This window comes from Zhongshania marina, from assembly GCF_002915595.1.
GTDB classification, from domain to species: Bacteria; Pseudomonadota; Gammaproteobacteria; order Pseudomonadales; family Spongiibacteraceae; genus Spongiibacter; species Spongiibacter marinus_B.
Window position 1 is genome coordinate 36,700 of sequence record NZ_PQGG01000012.1, and the last position, 17,668, is coordinate 54,367.

Annotated in this window: 14 protein-coding genes; 8 read left to right on the forward strand and 6 right to left on the reverse strand. The window is 47.8% G+C overall.

What is annotated here, in order from left to right:
- Window positions 1-8: 8 nt before the first annotated feature.
- From C0068_RS05150 to C0068_RS05165, 4 genes are all read left to right on the forward strand, one after another.
- Window positions 9-218, forward strand: coding sequence for a DUF2970 domain-containing protein (locus C0068_RS05150; protein WP_103683420.1), 210 nt, complete (start codon window positions 9-11; stop codon window positions 216-218).
- A 508-nt stretch (window positions 219-726) separates the two neighbouring features.
- On the forward strand, window positions 727-2,370 hold the full coding sequence (locus C0068_RS05155; RefSeq protein ID WP_103683421.1) for a nitrite/sulfite reductase: 1,644 nt from the start codon (window positions 727-729) through the stop codon (window positions 2,368-2,370).
- Window positions 2,363-2,842 (forward strand): DUF934 domain-containing protein, encoded by a 480-nt coding sequence (locus C0068_RS05160; protein WP_103683422.1) that lies wholly within the window; start codon window positions 2,363-2,365, stop codon window positions 2,840-2,842. The genes C0068_RS05155 and C0068_RS05160 overlap by 8 nt, the downstream gene beginning before the upstream one ends.
- A 122-nt stretch (window positions 2,843-2,964) precedes the next feature.
- Window positions 2,965-4,131, forward strand: a complete 1,167-nt coding sequence (locus tag C0068_RS05165; protein ID WP_103683423.1) for a cation:proton antiporter domain-containing protein — start codon at window positions 2,965-2,967, stop codon at window positions 4,129-4,131.
- A gap of 19 nt (window positions 4,132-4,150) precedes the next feature.
- Here C0068_RS05165 and C0068_RS05170 read toward each other — a convergent pair whose 3' ends face one another.
- The 3 genes from C0068_RS05170 to C0068_RS05180 form a co-directional block, all read right to left on the reverse strand.
- Window positions 4,151-4,720, reverse strand: coding sequence for a YceI family protein (locus C0068_RS05170; RefSeq protein WP_103683424.1), 570 nt, complete (start codon window positions 4,718-4,720; stop codon window positions 4,151-4,153).
- Window positions 4,721-4,903: 183 nt separating this feature from the next.
- Window positions 4,904-5,833 carry an electron transfer flavoprotein subunit alpha/FixB family protein gene (locus C0068_RS05175; RefSeq protein WP_103683425.1) on the reverse strand — a complete coding sequence of 310 codons (930 nt, stop codon included), beginning with the start codon at window positions 5,831-5,833 and terminating at the stop codon, window positions 4,904-4,906.
- Complete coding sequence (locus C0068_RS05180) at window positions 5,833-6,582, reverse strand: electron transfer flavoprotein subunit beta/FixA family protein (RefSeq protein ID WP_103683426.1); 750 nt, start codon at window positions 6,580-6,582, stop codon at window positions 5,833-5,835. The genes C0068_RS05175 and C0068_RS05180 overlap by 1 nt, the downstream gene beginning before the upstream one ends.
- Window positions 6,583-6,970: 388 nt before the next feature.
- Between C0068_RS05180 and C0068_RS05185 the strand changes: the two genes are divergently transcribed.
- Entirely contained in the window at window positions 6,971-8,626 is a 1,656-nt protein-coding gene (locus C0068_RS05185; protein WP_103683427.1) for an electron transfer flavoprotein-ubiquinone oxidoreductase, read from the forward strand.
- A gap of 346 nt (window positions 8,627-8,972) precedes the next feature.
- Here C0068_RS05185 and ppsA read toward each other — a convergent pair whose 3' ends face one another.
- Window positions 8,973-11,345 (reverse strand): phosphoenolpyruvate synthase, encoded by a 2,373-nt coding sequence (gene ppsA, locus C0068_RS05190; RefSeq protein ID WP_103683428.1) that lies wholly within the window; start codon window positions 11,343-11,345, stop codon window positions 8,973-8,975.
- A 130-nt stretch (window positions 11,346-11,475) separates the two neighbouring features.
- Between ppsA and ppsR the strand changes: the two genes are divergently transcribed.
- From ppsR to C0068_RS05205, 3 genes are all read left to right on the forward strand, one after another.
- Window positions 11,476-12,294: a posphoenolpyruvate synthetase regulatory kinase/phosphorylase PpsR gene (gene ppsR, locus C0068_RS05195; protein ID WP_103683429.1), complete on the forward strand. Its 819-nt coding sequence runs from the start codon at window positions 11,476-11,478 to the stop codon at window positions 12,292-12,294.
- Between the two features lie 7 nt (window positions 12,295-12,301).
- Window positions 12,302-13,498 (forward strand): patatin-like phospholipase family protein, encoded by a 1,197-nt coding sequence (locus tag C0068_RS05200; protein ID WP_103683430.1) that lies wholly within the window; start codon window positions 12,302-12,304, stop codon window positions 13,496-13,498.
- A gap of 255 nt (window positions 13,499-13,753) precedes the next feature.
- Entirely contained in the window at window positions 13,754-16,105 is a 2,352-nt protein-coding gene (locus C0068_RS05205) for a TonB-dependent receptor (RefSeq protein WP_103683431.1), read from the forward strand.
- A 118-nt stretch (window positions 16,106-16,223) separates the two neighbouring features.
- On the opposite strand, the gene C0068_RS05210 is transcribed toward C0068_RS05205, so the two are convergent.
- Together C0068_RS05210 and meaB are read right to left on the reverse strand one after the other, a co-directional pair.
- Window positions 16,224-16,670: a YiiD C-terminal domain-containing protein gene (locus C0068_RS05210; RefSeq protein WP_103683432.1), complete on the reverse strand. Its 447-nt coding sequence runs from the start codon at window positions 16,668-16,670 to the stop codon at window positions 16,224-16,226.
- A gap of 3 nt (window positions 16,671-16,673) precedes the next feature.
- The gene (meaB, locus tag C0068_RS05215) at window positions 16,674-17,645 is read right to left on the reverse strand and encodes a methylmalonyl Co-A mutase-associated GTPase MeaB (protein WP_103683433.1); all 972 of its coding nucleotides are present in this window, start codon (window positions 17,643-17,645) and stop codon (window positions 16,674-16,676) included.
- Between the last annotated feature and the right edge of the window lie 23 nt (window positions 17,646-17,668).

Here is a 17,668-nt window from a genome sequence, read left to right on the forward strand (position 1 = left end):
GGGATCAAATGGAAGAACAAGACGAAAAGACTCAACGGCCGGGGCCGCTTGCAGTGATTGGCAGCGTAGTAGCCGCTGCCTTTGGTGTGCAGAGCAGTCGCAATCGCGAGCGCGACTTTACTCACGGCCGTTTTAGGAATTACGCTATCACCGCAATAATCTTTGTTGGTGTTTTTATTGCAACGGTTTTTAGCATTGTAAAAATGGTTTTAAGCTAAACCCCAAAAGCGTATAAAAACGCAGCTATAAAAAAAGCCGCAGAAGCGGCTTTTTTTATGGGCTTTGTTGCGACTAGGTTGGCATACCGTGCAACCAGTAAACAACGGTGCCGACAACAATCGCTAAAATAGCAATGGAAGCACAAACATCGGCGAAGTTATCATCGCGCTCTTCTTGGGTTTGATCAGACATGGGAGCCTCATAATACGATTGAAAGAAGCCGAAGTTCGGCATATAAAAGTCGGCGCCATTGTAGCAAAAAACCGCAAATGGGTTAGCTTTAATTCCGTAATTTAACGCGAATACTTAGCGCAATATGCAGTATATCGACCAGCTGTATAAGCGATACTCATAAAATTCGTTAGTCGAATATCGGCTTAGTCTTTACCATTAGCCATGTAAAAACGTGAACTTAGCTCGTTTTAAGCGTAAAATACCCTCCGGTTTTTACTGCAGCGCAGCTACAAAGCGTATTTGCCCGCCAAAACTCTTAAGACAAAGGTTTCTATGTACACTTACGATCACTTTGACCGTCAGATTGTCAGTCAGCGCGTTGCGCAATTTCGCGACCAAACCCAGCGCTATCTCGACGGTAAAATTACAGACGAGCAGTTTCTGCCGCTACGTCTGCAAAATGGCCTATACATTCAGCGCCTAGCGCCAATGATGCGGATTGCGGTGCCCTACGGCACTTTAAGCGCAACGCAGTTGCGCAAGCTCGCCTCTATCAGCCGCAAATACGATAAAGGCTATGCGCATATCAGCACCCGTCAAAACGTGCAGCTTAACTGGCCGAAACTTGAAGAAGTGCCCGATATTTTAGCTGAGCTACTTGAAGTTGAGATGCACGCCGTACAAACCAGCGGTAACTGCATTCGCAACACCACCGCCGACCAATTCTCTGGTGTAGCGGCAGATGAGGTAGAAGACGCCCGTCCTTATTGCGAAATTATCCGTCAGTGGTCGACCTTCCATCCTGAATTTGCCTTTCTACCTCGCAAATTTAAAATTGCAGTATGCGGCTCTGAATCTGATCGCGTAGCGATTATGATGCACGATATCGGTCTGCAAATTGTTCACGACGCTAACGGCGAAACCGCGTTTAAAGTCTTTGTTGGTGGCGGACTTGGCCGCACACCGGTTATCGGCAGCCTAATCCATGACAAGCTAGAGCCGAAACACCTGCTGACTTACTTAGAAGCCATTCTGCGGGTATACAACCAACTTGGCCGTCGCGACAACAAGTTTAAAGCACGTATTAAAATACTTGTCCGCGCTATGGGCGCCGAAACCTTTAAAGCCGAAGTCGAAAAAGAATGGGCACACATTAAGGACGGTGATTTGAGCCTGAGCAATGAAGAAATAGATCGCGCCAAATCTTTCTTTGTGCCGCCTAGCTACAAAACCTTGCCACAGCAAGACCTGCAGGCCTTAGCCTTAGAAAGTGCCGATTTTGCACGCTGGCTGCAACACAACACCCACGAGCACAAAGTTTCTGGCTACCGCATAGTTACCTTAGCCCTGAAAACCGTGGGCGTTGCCCCCGGAGACATCACTGCCGAGCAATTCGAAGCCGTAGCGGATCTGTCTGAGCGCTATGGCTTTGGCGAAATCCGCAGCACACACCAGCAAAACTTAGTGCTGCCAGACGTTCAACAAACTGATCTTTTCGCCTTGTGGAAGGAGCTAGTTGAATTAGAAGTGGCCTCGCCGACCGTTGGTACATTAAACGACATTATCTGCTGCCCCGGCGGTGATTTCTGCTCTTTAGCTAATGCGAAATCTATTCCTATTGCCGAAGCTATTCAGCGTCGATTCGATGATATCGACTATGTTTATGATCTCGGTGAAATAGAACTCAATATTTCTGGCTGCATGAATGCCTGCGGTCACCACCATATTGGCAATATTGGGATTCTAGGCGTGGATAAAAAAGGCCAGGAATTTTACCAAGTGTCTCTTGGTGGCAGCCAAGGTCTGGACGCCTCACTCGGTTCAATATTGGGCCCCTCCTTCGCGCAGGACGAAGTCCCCAATATTATCGAAAAAGTATTAGAAACCTATGTAGATTTACGCCAGCCGGAAGAACGCTTTTTAGACACCTTCCGCCGCGTTGGCATCGACCCCTTTAAGGAGCGCGCCTATGCCTAATATCATCAAAAACAAACAAGTCTGCGATGATAGCTGGCAGGTTTGGCGCGAGACCGACATCCTACCAAGCAGCGGCGGCTACATTGTGCCGTTAACGCTTTGGAAGGCACACAAAGAAGAGCTGAAAAGCCTCGGCAGCATTGCGGTTTTTCTAGCCAGTGATGAATCACCTAAAGCCCTAGCTGATGATATCGCTGAACTTGACCTGATCGCAGTAGACTTCCCCAAATTTGCCGATGGCCGTGGTTTTTCCTACGGCCGTGAGCTCCGCGAGCAATTAGGCTACACCGGCGAATTACGCGCTATTGGTGATTTCATCCGCGATCAGCTGTATTTCCTAAATCGCTGCGGCTTTAACAGCTTTGCGTTAGAAACCAGTGATCTTGAAGAATCCTTAGCGAGCTTTAATGATTTTACAGAAAGCTATCAAGCTGGTATTGATCAGCGCTTACCGCTGTTTCGCCGCCGCTAGACTTTCCAGTAAGCAGCCTTACTTAAATGCCGTCATCTGACGGCATTTTTTATTCCTAGTATTGTTTCACGGCAAAGGCCTGTGTGATGATGATTTTCCCAGCGCAGTTTGAGGTATAAGGCGTGGAAGCGAGTCTGACATCATCTTTTTTTATGATATTCAGCGGTGCCGCAGTTCTCGCGTCAATCGCGCTTTACACCAGACAACCACTATTGATTGCCTATATTGCCTTGGGCGCCATTATCGGCCCTTACGGCACAGGCTGGGTAACGGATTTAAAGCTACTTGCCGAAATTGCCGAGTTTGGCATCATCTTTTTGCTGTTTTTACTTGGCTTGGATATGCAGCCCAAGTCGCTGTACAGCACGCTCAAAAAAGCAACCGTTGTCGCACTGCTTAGCTCATTGGCGTTTGCTGCCATCGGCTTCGGACTCGCCTACAGCTTTGGATTTACCCCTACTGAGAGCCTTATTATTGGCGCGGCGATGATGTTTTCGAGCACCATCATCGGTATAAAGCTATTACCGACGACAGCCCTTCATCACCGCTATACCGGTGAACTAATGGTCGGCTTGTTGTTGCTGCAAGATATCATCGCCATTTTTGTATTATTAATTTTGTTTAGCATGAGCCAAGGCGAATTCTCCGCTGCTAACTTGCTGAGAACACTGGTCGCTCTACCAGCTTTAATAGCGATTGCATTTGCAGTGGTAAGGTTTGTATTACTGCCAATGCTGACGAAATTTGACCGCTTCCACGAATATATATTTTTACTCGCCATCGGTTGGTGTTTGGGAATGAGTGAAGCGGCACATAGCTTAGGTTTGTCCGCTGAAATTGGTGCATTTTTAGCTGGAATCAGCTTAGCAACTAGCCCGATTTCTCAATATATCGCGATCAATTTAAAACCGCTTAGGGATTTTTTCTTAATATTGTTTTTCTTTTCACTGGGCGCGCGTTTTGATTTAAGCGTATTAGCAGATATTTTGGTGTCGGCGATTTTACTTGCCGCCCTCATCCTGATTCTCAAACCCATTATTTTCCGCTATTTAATACACAGCATGAGCGAAACCAAAAAACTTGCCTGGGATTTAGGATTTCGTATGGGGCAAATCAGCGAGTTTTCATTACTGATTGCCTATGTCGCGGCAGAAATGTTGCTGATAGGACGAGAAGCCTCCCATCTTATACAGGCTACGGCGATTATTAGCTTTGTCGTATCGTCGTATATCGTGGTGTTTAACTATCCGAGCCCAATTGGTATCTCAGATAAATTGCGGCGAGACTAAAAGCCTCGCCTAAATGCGACTATTTAAATACCACAGAGAAAGTCACGGGTACCACGAGATCTATACTAGCTAAACCCGCCAAGCTGCGTAATTTAGCTATACCAGGGGCTAATTCGAAGCTATTTGCACTGACGAATGCAGGGGAATTTGTCACTGCGTGAAAAGCGCCATCTTTACGCTTGGTCACTGTGACATCAAACTTCACCTCAGCGCTCTTGCCATGCAGCTCAAGCTCGCCCTTTAAAGCAACAGACTTCTGCTCACCGATCGCAAGCTCATTTAAGGCTTTCATGTCTAACTCCGTGCTGTACACGGCACGAGCAAACTTATCAATCTCAAACAAATGTTCGCGCATACGCTCATTGCGAATATCGATGCCACTCGCAACACTACTTAGATCGATATTGAGCACTGCCTTACCCGATTTTTCATCAATACTACCTGTCAACGAGGTAAAGCTCATCAGCTCGGCAACTGTGTCATTCTTTACCGTCACAAAATTCATCACCGAGGATTCTTTGTCTAATTCAAGTGCGTTCAAGCCTCCCAGCGGTAATGAAAGTACAAGCGCATATACTAGCTTTTTCATCAATCTCTCCTTTTCGTCTTTAAATGCCTTAAAAATCAACAAACGGAACGAATAAAGTTCACCATATCACTGCAAATTCAGACAGTAAGAATGACAAACTATTCAATAAAGCCACTAATAAATTGGGCAAAAAAAAGCCCGACTGTTTAAGCCGGGCTTTTTACACAACTTGTTAATGAGTACTTAGAGGCTTGAATCAAGCTCTGGTACAGCATCAAACAAATCAGCAACCAGGCCGTAATCAGCAACCTGGAAGATCGGAGCATCTTCGTCTTTGTTGATAGCAACAATGACTTTAGAGTCTTTCATACCAGCCAAATGCTGAATTGCACCAGAAATACCTACAGCAATATACAGGCCAGGTGCAACGATCTTACCGGTCTGACCAACCTGCATATCGTTAGGTACAAAGCCCGCATCAACAGCCGCGCGTGAAGCACCAACCGCTGCACCAAGTTTGTCAGCCAAAGAATACAACATGGCAAAGTTATCGCCATTTTGCATGCCGCGACCACCTGAAACAACGACGCTGGCCGCAGTTAAGTCAGGGCGATCACTCTTAGCGACTTCTTCACGCACATAGCTTGAGTTACCCGCGTCATGTGCGCTAGCAACTGCTTCAACCGACGCGCTGCCACCTTCCGCCGCAACGGCGTCAAAAGCAGTTGCACGAACAGTTATCACTTTAATCGCGTCTGAAGACTGTACAGTAGCAATTACGTTACCTGCGTAGATTGGGCGCTTGAAAGTATCAGCACTTTCTACAGAGATAATTTCAGAAATCTGAGCCACATCTAGCAAGGCAGCTGCACGCGGAAGCGTGTTTTTACCGTTGGTAGTAGCGGGCGCCAAAATGTAGCCGTAGTCTTTACCAAGCTCAGCAACCAATAAGCTGACGTTTTCAGCCAACTGATGACCGTAAGCAGCGTTGTCAGCGCAAAGTACTTTGCCAACGCCTTCGATTTTTGCCGCAGCTTCAGCAGCTGCACCGCAGCCTTCACCAGCAACTAGAACTGTAATATCGCCACCGATGGCTTTCGCAGCGGCAACAGTATTTAAAGTAGCGCCTTTAATAGAGGCGTTATCGTGTTCTGCAAGAATTAAAATACTCATCAGATTACCTTCGCCTCGTTTTTCAGCTTATCAACAAGTTCGGCAACGTCAGCGACTTTGATACCAGCTTGACGCTCCGCAGGCGGCTCTACCTTGAGGGTAGTTACTCGTGGAGTCACATCAACACCCAGATCTTCTGGTGTCATTGTGTCTAAAGGCTTTTTCTTCGCCTTCATAATGTTTGGCAATGAAGCGTAGCGAGGCTCATTTAAGCGCAGGTCAGTAGTTACCACTGCAGGCAGCGCCAATTTAACAACTTGCGAACCGGTATCAACTTCACGGGTAACGGTTACTGAATCGCCTTCTACAACAACTTCTGAAGCGAAAGTACCCTGTGACATACCAGTTAATGCAGCAAGCATCTGACCGGTTTGGTTGTTATCACCGTCGATAGCCTGCTTACCAAGAATAACCATTTTTGGCTCTTCTTTTTCTACAACTGCTTTTAGCAATTTAGCAATAGCCAATGGTTGAACCTCTACATCGGTTTCAACCAAGATGCCGCGGTCGGCACCGAGGGCCAGTGCAGTACGAATCTGCTCTTGGCATACTTTAGCACCAATAGAGACAGCAACTATTTCAGTTACCACGCCTTTTTCTTTCAGACGTACAGCCTCTTCAATGGCAATTTCGCAAAATGGGTTAATAGCCATTTTGACATTATTCAGATCAACGCCAGTTCCGTCCGACTTCGGACGTACTTTTACGTTGTAGTCAACTACTCGTTTGACAGCAACCAGAACCTTCATGGATTCCCCAGTACACGCGTAAATTAAATGGAATGGCTTTATATCCCTACGCTGTGGAACCGTAAATCGATCCCAACCGGATAAAGCCTCTTTTCAAAGCGCCGTTATATTGACGTGTATAAGACCTAAGGTCAATAAATGTGGGATATTCATCAAGCGAATAACGATTATTAGCTAGCTAATCGTATTTTCATTTCATATGAATAAGCATTTGTTTAAAAAAGATTTTTTTTCGCCTTGAGGAATCAGGTCGTTTTGACTAGAGAAGAATAAAACTAAGGCTAAAGTAGCGTTTTAGAGGCTCAAGTTTTATAATTCGCGCTTTTAATCAGTCATAAATCGCCCAAAATAAGGGCAATGCTGGTAAAGCATACAGAGGAGAGAGTCTGTGGAACGCGAATCAATGGAATTTGACGTCCTGATAGTTGGTGCCGGCCCTGCCGGATTGGCTGCGGCGTGTAAAATTCGGCAATTAAGCGAAAGTACCGGAAAAGACATCAGTGTTTGTGTTGTAGAAAAAGGCTCTGAAGTCGGTGCCCACATTCTTTCTGGTGCGGTTTTTGAACCCACCGCATTAAACGAACTTTTCCCAGACTGGAAAGAAAAAGGCGCACCGCTAAACACACCGGTCACAGGCGATGATATTTACTATATGACCAGCGCCGAGAAGGCTATTAAGGTGCCCGGTTTTGCCGTGCCTAAAACCATGCACAACGAAGGCAATTATATTATTAGCCTTGGTAATCTGTGCCGCTGGTTAGCAGAACAAGCAGAAGGTATGGGCGCAGAAATTTACCCAGGCTTTGCCGCTGCTGACGTTTTATTCCATGAAGATGGCAGCGTAAAAGGTGTCGTTACCGGCGACATGGGTATCGCCGAAGACGGTAGCCAAAAAGACAGCTACATGCCTGGCATGGAGCTTCACGCCAAATACACCCTGTTTGCGGAAGGCTGCCGCGGACATTTAGGCAAGCGCCTAATGGAGAAGTTTGACCTTAATGCGGGCAAAGATCCTCAGCATTATGGCATTGGTATTAAAGAGCTGTGGAAAATTGACCCTGCCAAGCATGAAGAAGGCAAGGTTATGCACGCTGCAGGCTGGCCTCTAGCTGAAAACGGCGCAGCGGGTGGTAGCTTTCTATACCATATTGAAGACAATCAGGTATCAATTGGCCTCATTACAGACCTTTGCTACGACAACCCTTATTTGTCGCCCTTCGAAGAGTTCCAACGCTTTAAAAAACACCCTACCGTTATGCAATACCTAGAAGGTGGCGAGCGTATTTCTTACGGTGCCCGCGCTATAGCGAAAGGTGGCTTGCAGTCTCTACCCAAAATGACCTTCCCCGGCGGCCTATTAATTGGTTGTGACGCGGGCACCCTAAACTTCGCCAAGATCAAGGGCAGCCATACAGCGATGAAATCCGGCATGATTGCCGCAGAAGTTGTTCACAAGGCTATTACTGAAAATGAAGCCACTGGTGCAGAATTAAGCGAGTACACCACTGCCTTTGAAAACTCCTCAGTTTACAAAGAGCTATACGAGCAGCGTAACTTTGGCCCCGCGCAACACAAATGGGGTAATTTCTTTGGCTCTGCTTACGCCTTTGTTGATCTTAATATCTTTGGTGGCAAACTTCCGTGGACGCTGGGCGATAGCCACCCAGATCACGCTGAAATGAAGCTAGCGGCTGAAAGTAAAAAGATTACCTACCCCAAGCCAGACAACAAGATCACCTTCGACCGATTGACCTCGGTATTTTTGTCAAACACCAACCATGAAGAAGATCAGCCTTGTCACTTAACGCTCAAAGATCCCGAGCTGCCAATCCGTGACAATCTACCCAAATATGCAGAGCCAGCACAGCGTTACTGCCCTGCCGGCGTCTATGAAGTGGTAGAAGATGCTGAGGGAACGCCGAAGTTTCAAATCAACGGTCAAAACTGCGTTCACTGCAAGACCTGCGACATTAAGGACCCCGCTCAGAATATCGTTTGGGTTACGCCTGAAGGCTTGGGTGGACCAAATTATCCAAACATGTAGTTGGTAACTAGCTTTAAATAAATAGCATAAACAATTGTTTTTGTTTAATTTTATTTTTTTATACTGAAATTGCAGCCACCTAGCTTCTATCGAGCTAGGTGGCTGCAATGCTTCAAGACCCACCTCTTCTTTTCGCCAACCTACCGCCAAAATCACCGTCAATACGGTGCTTAACCCCTTTATGAATAGTCGTCTCAATCTTGTGCTGCGAGTCTTCGCAAGGCATTAACAGCTTAAGTCCCACCCATAAAACGGCCCTGCTCGCTTGCCTTTCATTTCACCTTACTTAGCTCAAAAAAAATCCCCGCACGAAGGCGGGGATTTCATTAGCAATCCAACTAATAGATTAGGTTTTTAGCTTATCCGCTAAAAATAACCACGTATCCAATACCGAGTCTGGATTCAGTGAGACGCTATCAATACCCTGCTCCATTAGCCACTGGGCAAAATCGGGGTGGTCTGAAGGACCTTGCCCACAAATGCCAATGTATTTACCCTGCTTTTTACAGGCGTCAATGGCCAGTTTTAAGAGAGCTTTTACCGCGTCATTACGCTCATCAAACAAGTGCGCGATCAATCCAGAATCTCGATCTAGGCCAAGCGTGAGCTGGGTTAAATCATTTGAACCGATCGAGAAGCCATCAAAATACTGCAAGAATTGCTCTGCCAGCAAGGCATTGGCCGGTAGCTCGCACATCATGACGACGCGCAGACCATTTTCACCCCGCTTTAGACCATTGGCTTCTAGAAGCTCAATAACCTGCTTGGCCTCACCCACGGTGCGTACGAAGGGCACCATGATTTCGACGTTAGTTAAATCCATGTCGTCACGGACTTTTCTTAACGCGCGACATTCCAGTTCAAAGCACTCGCGGAATGAATCTGAGATGTAACGAGACGCACCACGGAAGCCCAACATGGGGTTTTCTTCCGACGGTTCATACAAGCTACCGCCAATAAGGTGAGCGTATTCATTGGATTTAAAATCTGACATCCGCACGATAACGCGCTTGGGATAGAACGCACTGGCGATGGTTGATATACCTTCCACCAATTTCTCGACGTAGAAATCGACAGGGCTGGCATAACCGGCGATACGGCGTTTAACTGCGGCTTGCACGTCGCGGGGAATATCGTCGTAATTGATCAACGCCTTGGGGTGAACGCCAATCATGCGGTTAATAATGAACTCTAGGCGCGCTAAACCAACCCCCGCATTAGGATAGCCCTGGAAGTCAAATGCGCGATCGGGATTACCAACATTCATCATCACTTTAAAGGGCAGATCTGGCATGGCATCAAGCTTATTGCGATTGATGTCAAAATCGAGAATCCCCTCATACACCATACCGGTGTCGCCTTCCGCGCAGGACACCGTCACAGGGGTGCCGTCTTTTAGTAGCTCTGTCGCATCACCACAACCGACGACTGCGGGAATGCCAAGCTCACGGGCTATAATCGCCGCGTGGCAGGTACGGCCACCGCGATTGGTAACAATCGCTGAGGCGCGCTTCATGACCGGCTCCCAATCTGGGTCAGTCATATCTGTTACCAGTACGTCGCCCTGCTGAACTTGATCCATTTCGCTAATATTATCAATCACACGGACTGGCCCAGCGCCTATGCGCTGACCAATCGAGCGACCTTCACACAATACTGCGCCTTTTTCTTTGAGGAGATAGCGTTCCATCAAGGTGGTAGATTCGCGACTCTTAACCGTTTCTGGGCGAGCCTGAACAATATAAAGCTTGCCGTCGTCACCGTCTTTTGCCCATTCGATATCCATCGGACGACCATAGTGCTTCTCGATGGTCATGGCTTGCTTGGCAAGGCCGAGTACTTCTTCGTCATTCAAACAAAATTGATTGCGATCTTCTTCACTCACATCGACTGTTTCTACAGATTTACCGGCACTAGCATCACTGCCGTAAATCATCTTGATCATTTTGCTGCCGAGGTTGCGACGCAGAACCGCTGGGCGATCTTTTTCAAGCGTTGCTTTATGAACATAGAATTCATCGGGGTTTACTGCACCCTGCACAACGGTTTCACCCAAACCATAAGACGCAGTGATGAATACCACGCCATCAAAGCCGGACTCTGTATCCATAGAGAACATAACGCCGGCAGCGCCTGTTTCTGACCGTACCATGCGCTGTATGCCTGCCGACAAGGCAACGTCTGCATGTTCAAATCCTTGGTGAACGCGATAGGCAATCGCGCGGTCATTGTAGAGCGAGGCGAACACTTCCTTGATAGCGATCATAATATTGTCGAGGCCGCGAATATTCAGGAAGGTTTCCTGCTGGCCAGCGAAAGATGCATCAGGTAAATCTTCTGCGGTTGCTGATGAACGCACAGCAAAAGACATAGATTCATTGCCATCCACCAGCTTGGCGTAGGCTTCAACAACAGCGGCGTTAAGCGCCTCAGGGAACGGGGTTTCTACGATCCACTGACGAATCTTTTTGCCGACAAGGGCCAGATTTTTAACATCGTCAATATCAAAGCCGTCTAACTCGGCAATGATTCGGTCGTTTAAACCACTTTGCTGTAGGAAATCACGGAAGGCGTCAGCGGTAGTTGCGAAGCCGCCAGGAACCGAAACCCCAAGCTGAGATAGCTGGCTGATCATTTCGCCCAATGACGCGTTTTTGCCGCCAACTCGGTCAACATCGTTCATTCCAAGGTCGTCAAACCAGATTACATATTCAGACACGGGTATCTCCCATTTTACAAAGCGACCGTATTACGGTTATAAGGGTGCAAGAATTTAACACGGGCTATACTAAAGTAAGTAATTTGGAAATTCCCGTCGAAAAACACAGAGACTTAGGTAAAAAAACTACATGACTCGTCCGGCCTTTTTTATATCAGACAGTACCGGCATTACCGCTGAAACCCTAGGAAGCAGTGTTTTAGCGCAATTTGAAAGCCAAAAATTTGAGCACATTATTGTCCCCTACGTAGATAATGCTGAAAAAGCGCAATCAGCCGTAGAGAAAATTAATCGCGCCGCCGATGCTTGCGGTAAGCAGCCCATTGTTTTCGACACCTTGGTTGACGAAAACCTGCGCGCCATCATTGCCACCAGCAAAGGCTTTATCGTTGATGTGTTGGGCACCTTTGTTGGCCAACTAGAAGCGGCGCTGGGGGAAAAGCCTTCCCGCACCGTTGGCCGCCTACAGAATGCCGATAAAGATATGCTTTATAAGCAGCGTATTGATGCGGTCAATTATGCACTAGACAATGACGATGGCGCGCGGCTAAACCGCTACGATCAAGCCGAAGTGATTTTGATCGGTGTCTCACGCAGCGGCAAAACGCCAACCTGTCTTTATTTGGCCATGCAGTCAGGGATATTTGTCGCAAACTACCCAATCACTGACGAGGATATGGAAAGCGACCGTTTACCAAAGGCGCTAATGGATCACCGCAGCCGATTATTTGGGCTCACCATCGAGGCCGAACGTCTTGCTGCAATCCGCAGCGAACGCAGACCCGACACCCGCTACGCCTCGCTTCGCCAATGCGAAGACGAACTTCGGCAAGCAGAAGCCATGTTTAAACGATTTGGCATTCCCTATCTTGATATTACCCATGCCTCGGTTGAAGAAATCGCTACCCGAGTATTAATGGATACAGGACTACGCGGCCATAAGCGTTAATAGCCCAATGGAACATGACACCACTGTGAATAGCGATCAAATACCTCCAGAAAACAGCTACCGCTCCAACACGGCAATGGTTCTACCAGGCGGCGGTGCGCGGGCTGCCTATCAGGTCGGCGTACTTAAAGCACTGGCGGAAATACACGGGAGTCGCCCAGGCAACCCCTTCCCTATTTTGGCAGGCACCTCGGCAGGGGGAATAAACGCGGTTTCTATGGCGGCGGGAGCGCACCATTTTACCGGTACGGTTGAAAAGCTAGAAATGCTTTGGCGCAATCTGACAACCGATAAAATATATCGAGCCGATTTTTTTGGAGTGATGCGCAATGCTCTGCGATTAGCAGTCTCGCTGTTTAGTTCAGGCTCATCCGACGGCAAACCTGTTGCTCTGCTAGACAATAGCCCGCTGCGGGCATTACTAAATGAACACGTAAAATTTGAAAATATTGGTCGCAATATTTTGAATGGTGATTTAGACGCACTATGCCTCACCGCCATGAACTATACCCAAGGTGTGTCTGAGACCTTTTTCCAAGGCGGGCCTCAATACGCGGGCTGGCAGCGCTGGCGTCGGCAAGGATTGGCAACCCCAATCCAACTTCAGCACCTTATGGCGTCGAGCGCCATCCCAACCATATTTCCGCCGGCTAAATTAGGCCGCGACTACTATGGCGACGGCGCACTGCGCCAATTAACGCCGATTAGCCCAGTCATTCATCTTGGTGCAAATCGCGTATTAGTTATTCCCGCTAACGGTCACAAACGGCAATACCCAAAGCTTCCTCAAGAAATTAAGTCTCCAGGCTTTGGGCAAATCATTGGTCACCTACTGAATAGCGCCTTTATAGATAGTATCGAAACCGATATAGAGCGCTTAGAACGCATTAATGAATTGGTACGCCTCATACCCGAAGAAGATCAAAGTATGATGGGTAAAGAGCTACTACCTATAGACTGCCTCGTTATTAGCCCCAGCGAAGACATAGACCGTATCGCCGACGAACACGTCAACGAGCTGCCCCGCTCTTTACGCATATTCCTGCGCCGCACCGGCAGCACTGGCAATAGCGGTGGTGGCGTCAGTATCGCTAGTTACCTGCTGTTCACCCCTGAGTACTGTGGCAAATTAATTGACCTCGGCTATCGCGATGGCATGAAACAACAAGAACAATTGGAAGCATTCCTTTACCGCGACAAATAGGCAATTTCGCTTCGCACCCGCCATTGTTGAATCTCAATCAACGAAACCTATGACACTCAATTTCCGCCGCTGCCTAAGGCTTAAATAAAAAAAACATCGGCGCCTTGCTAGCGAGCCTTACATTCGCTGGGCAAGAACCAAAATCGTCGTATCCGACGAAGTGGCATAGAAAGAAATAAGCGACCTTTGCGGCTACTAATAATAATTTTTTCTTGCCTTAGCTCCCTCTTAATAAGATTTATACAAAGGATTGCAATGAAGCTCGTTCTTGATAATTATCAGCGCCGCGTGCTCCCCTTCTCTACTGGCTTAGCCTTGGCAATATTATCTGCCATTTCTAATCCTGTGATGGCGAATGAAAATTCAGGAAACGATGCAGCAAAAACTATGTCGCAAAATAACCGACTTTTAGAGGAGGTGGTGGTCACCGCCCGAAAGCGTGAAGAAAATATTCAAGACATCCCCATCGCAATTGCGGCTTTCTCTGCTGAGAAATTAGATGCAGCCGGGGTGGAAAGCGCACAGGGATTAACAAAAATTACCCCCGGCCTCGTTTTTGCTAATACCTTTGGTTACTACATCGCCTTTTTACGCGGCATCGGCTCTGAGGCTTTTTTACCTTCCGCTGACCCCAGCGTACCCATTTACGTCGACGATATAAACCAAGTTGCCGCGCAAGGCTCTATTGATTCTCTCGTCGCGATTGAACGGGTAGAAGTCCTAAAGGGGCCTCAGGGCACCCTATTCGGTCGCAATGCCCTCGGTGGCGCGATTCGAATCATTACCGCCGACCCTGACGACGAGAGCTTCTTTGGTGAAATTAAAATTGATAGTGGGCACTTTGATGTCGTGGACGCCTCAGGCCTGTCCTCCAGCCTATTTTTAAATATACCGATTGTTGAAGGCCTAGCAGCGACATTTTCCGGCACATTGCGCAATCAAGAACCAATCTACACCAACGATTTAGGCGGAAAAGTATACGACGAAGAGTTAAACGCTGGGCGCATTAAGCTTAAGTGGTGGGCAAGTGAAAATATCGATATAACCCTCAGTGCCGCACAGGAAAAAGGCCAGTCTTCGGGGGGCTTAACCTCCGAGGGTAGCAACCCGTATTTACTTTGTGCGACCTGTAGCCCAGACCCCGAATTTGATTACCACGTAGCCCACAATACCGATTCAGGGTTTGAATCAGAGCGAACCTTGGTGTCAGCTCGTCTCAACTGGAGCCTTCCCTACTTCGACTTTATCGCATTAGCGTCTGACCAAGAACTCATTGTTCCCTACGGCATTGGCGATCTTGACTACACCAGCACCCCACTTTTTGTAGCAGAAGTACCCCGTCAATTTGTCGAACAAAAAACATTTGAGGCCCGCATTGAATCAAATGAGCAATCACCCTGGAGCGATTACCTAGTTTGGGTAGCGGGTATGTATTATCTTGAATCCGCCGGTGGCTACGACCCTCTTTATTTACGGTTTGGTAGCAATGCCTTAGAAAATGGCCTGCCAATACCAATTGAATTACCTAGTGGGCTTGGGGATTTATTAGATGTCGATGCCGCCCTCGCCTCCAACGGCGTATTAGAAACCGAGTCGCTATCAGGATTTGCGGAAGGCACCGCCTTGCTGCCCTATTCTTTTGATTTCAGTCTCGGGGTGCGCTACGACACAGAAACCCGTAATGTCGCAAATTCCTCCCTCAGCGCCATTAATCCGCTAACGGGAGATGCAATATCGGTTATCAACTTTAACGTGCCCGAGGCAACGACGGAGCGAGTTAGCCCCCGTGCCTCACTCAAATGGAGTTTCACCCAGGGACAGATCTACGCCTCCTATTCTGTCGGCTATTTAAGCCCCACCTATAACACGGTTAACTTCCTCGTTGCGCCAAGTTTTGTCGATCAGGAAGAAGACACCGCCTACGAACTCGGTTTTAAGGGCAGCTGGTTAGACAACACTCTTTCATTAGAGGGGGCAATTTTCTATACCGAACGCGAAAATATCATTACCGCAATCACCTCTTTGGCATCTGGCGGCGCAGTGAATTTTTATAATGGCGGCGACGGGGTGATAAAAGGTGCTGAGCTAAGCCTGCAAGCCCAACCAATGCCAAATCTTAACCCAGGCTTGGCGGTGATTGCTGGCGCGACCTACTTAGATGCCAAGTACCATAATTACCCTGAAGGACGCGGCTTTGATGAAGGTACTGGGTTACCCTTCGGCCCAGACGCCGTCGGCTTACCGGCGCGGGATTTCTCTGGAAACGATATCGTCAACACGCCGGACTGGACCGCATCAGCGACCATCTTACAGTACCTGCCATTACCCAATGACTGGGGTAATCTAGAGTTTGCTGCAGACACTTACTACAACACCGGCTCTTATTTCAGTGCGCAAAACACCTCCCTCGTCGAACAACCAAAATACCATTTAATTGGTGCCCGCATTGGCTATTTTTACGAGCCATATGGTTTGCAAATTACCCTCTACGGCGAAAACCTAACGGATGAACGCTATTATTCTAGCGCTGTAAATTTAGATTTTGGGCCGGGACGCACGCTAGCCGCTCCGCGTAAATATGGCCTGCGTGCCAAATGGACGTTTTAGCAAGAACTAGTTAATTAAGAAAACCGAGGACAGCTAATACCTAAGAAATAAGAACGCAAAGGTATTAGCTGTGAATCTGGAAACTTACTAGAAAGGATGTGAGTGCTGTCGGTGAACGCTATTTAACGCCAATAATGGCGTATAGGCCTTTAAAACGAACTGCCACCTCGCCGTTTACGATGATTTCCGAGCTGAGGTCGATTTTGGCTTTGCCTCTTTCTTCAAAGCGATGGAAAAAGTTTTCCCAATTTTTTTCATCGCTAACTAAAGAGCTGGCCACAATATCGCCGGTGACGGGCTTTAAATACTCGATAGAGGCTTCAGCAACCACAATGTCGGGATCGAGACCGTAGTCAACACAGCGCATATACACCATGCCCCAACACGCCATAACCGCGACAACGTAAATACTGCCACCAAAGGCAGTCAATTTATCATTAATGCTGGGTGCCAAGGGCGCATGCAATCGCAAGCTACTGCCGTCGTAGTGCTCAACACTGATTTGCATGTGCTGCGCCGTTGGCAGGTATTTCCCTATAAAATCGTCTAGCGCCGCTCCGCTCATTGATCAGGCATCCGGTTTAAAAAGGAGATTAATCAGCCGCGTAGCCGCCAAATAAGGTGTGGTTTCACCCATCGTAACTTTCTGGTTTAACTCAGGGAGTAACACTTTTACTTCGGGGTTTTGCTTTAGCTTCATGTCGAGCATTTCATGCAGCAATTTATTCATCCACTCACGAGCCTGGCGCGAACGCTTTTCCTGCAGTGAACCGTTCTTAGTGGCATCAATTTTAAAGCCGCTAATCATGCCCCAAATTGCTTCGATATTTTCATTCTTCAGCGCCGAACAACTCATTACCTGAGGCGTCCAAAAGCTGTTTTGCCGCAATAAATGTAAGGCATTCTCGTAGTGACGACGGGTTTGCTGGGCAAGATTAATACTCTCTCCGTCGGCCTTATTTATTACTAAGGCGTCGGCAAGTTCGATAATGCCTTTTTTAATACCCTGCAATTCATCGCCGGCATTGGGCAGCATCAGTACCATAAAGAAATCGACCATACTGGCGACTTCATATTCGGACTGCCCTACACCTACGGTTTCCACCAAAATCACGTCGTAACCAGCGGCTTCACAGAGCAACATGGTTTCACGGGTTTTTTGCGCCACACCACCCAAAGAACCTTCAGAGGGCGACGGGCGAATAAACGCGTCTTTACTGCGGGACAACAATTCCATGCGGGTTTTGTCGCCCAAAATAGAACCGCCGGCAATTGGCGAACTAGGATCAACCGCCAATACTGCAACGCGCTTACCTTGGCTTAATAAATACAGGCCAAAAGCTTCAATAAAGGTGGATTTACCGACACCGGGAATACCGGTAATGCCAATGCGGATACTATTTCCCGTATGGGGAAGAAGTTGCTCCAGCAATAATTGCGCTTCGCTACGGTGCTCAACCCGCTTGCTCTCAACCAAGGTAATCGCCTTGGCCAGAGCACGGGAGTTACCGGCTTGGAGTGCTTGAATGTCTATAGCCATAATGAAAACGCTAGAGGTCAGAT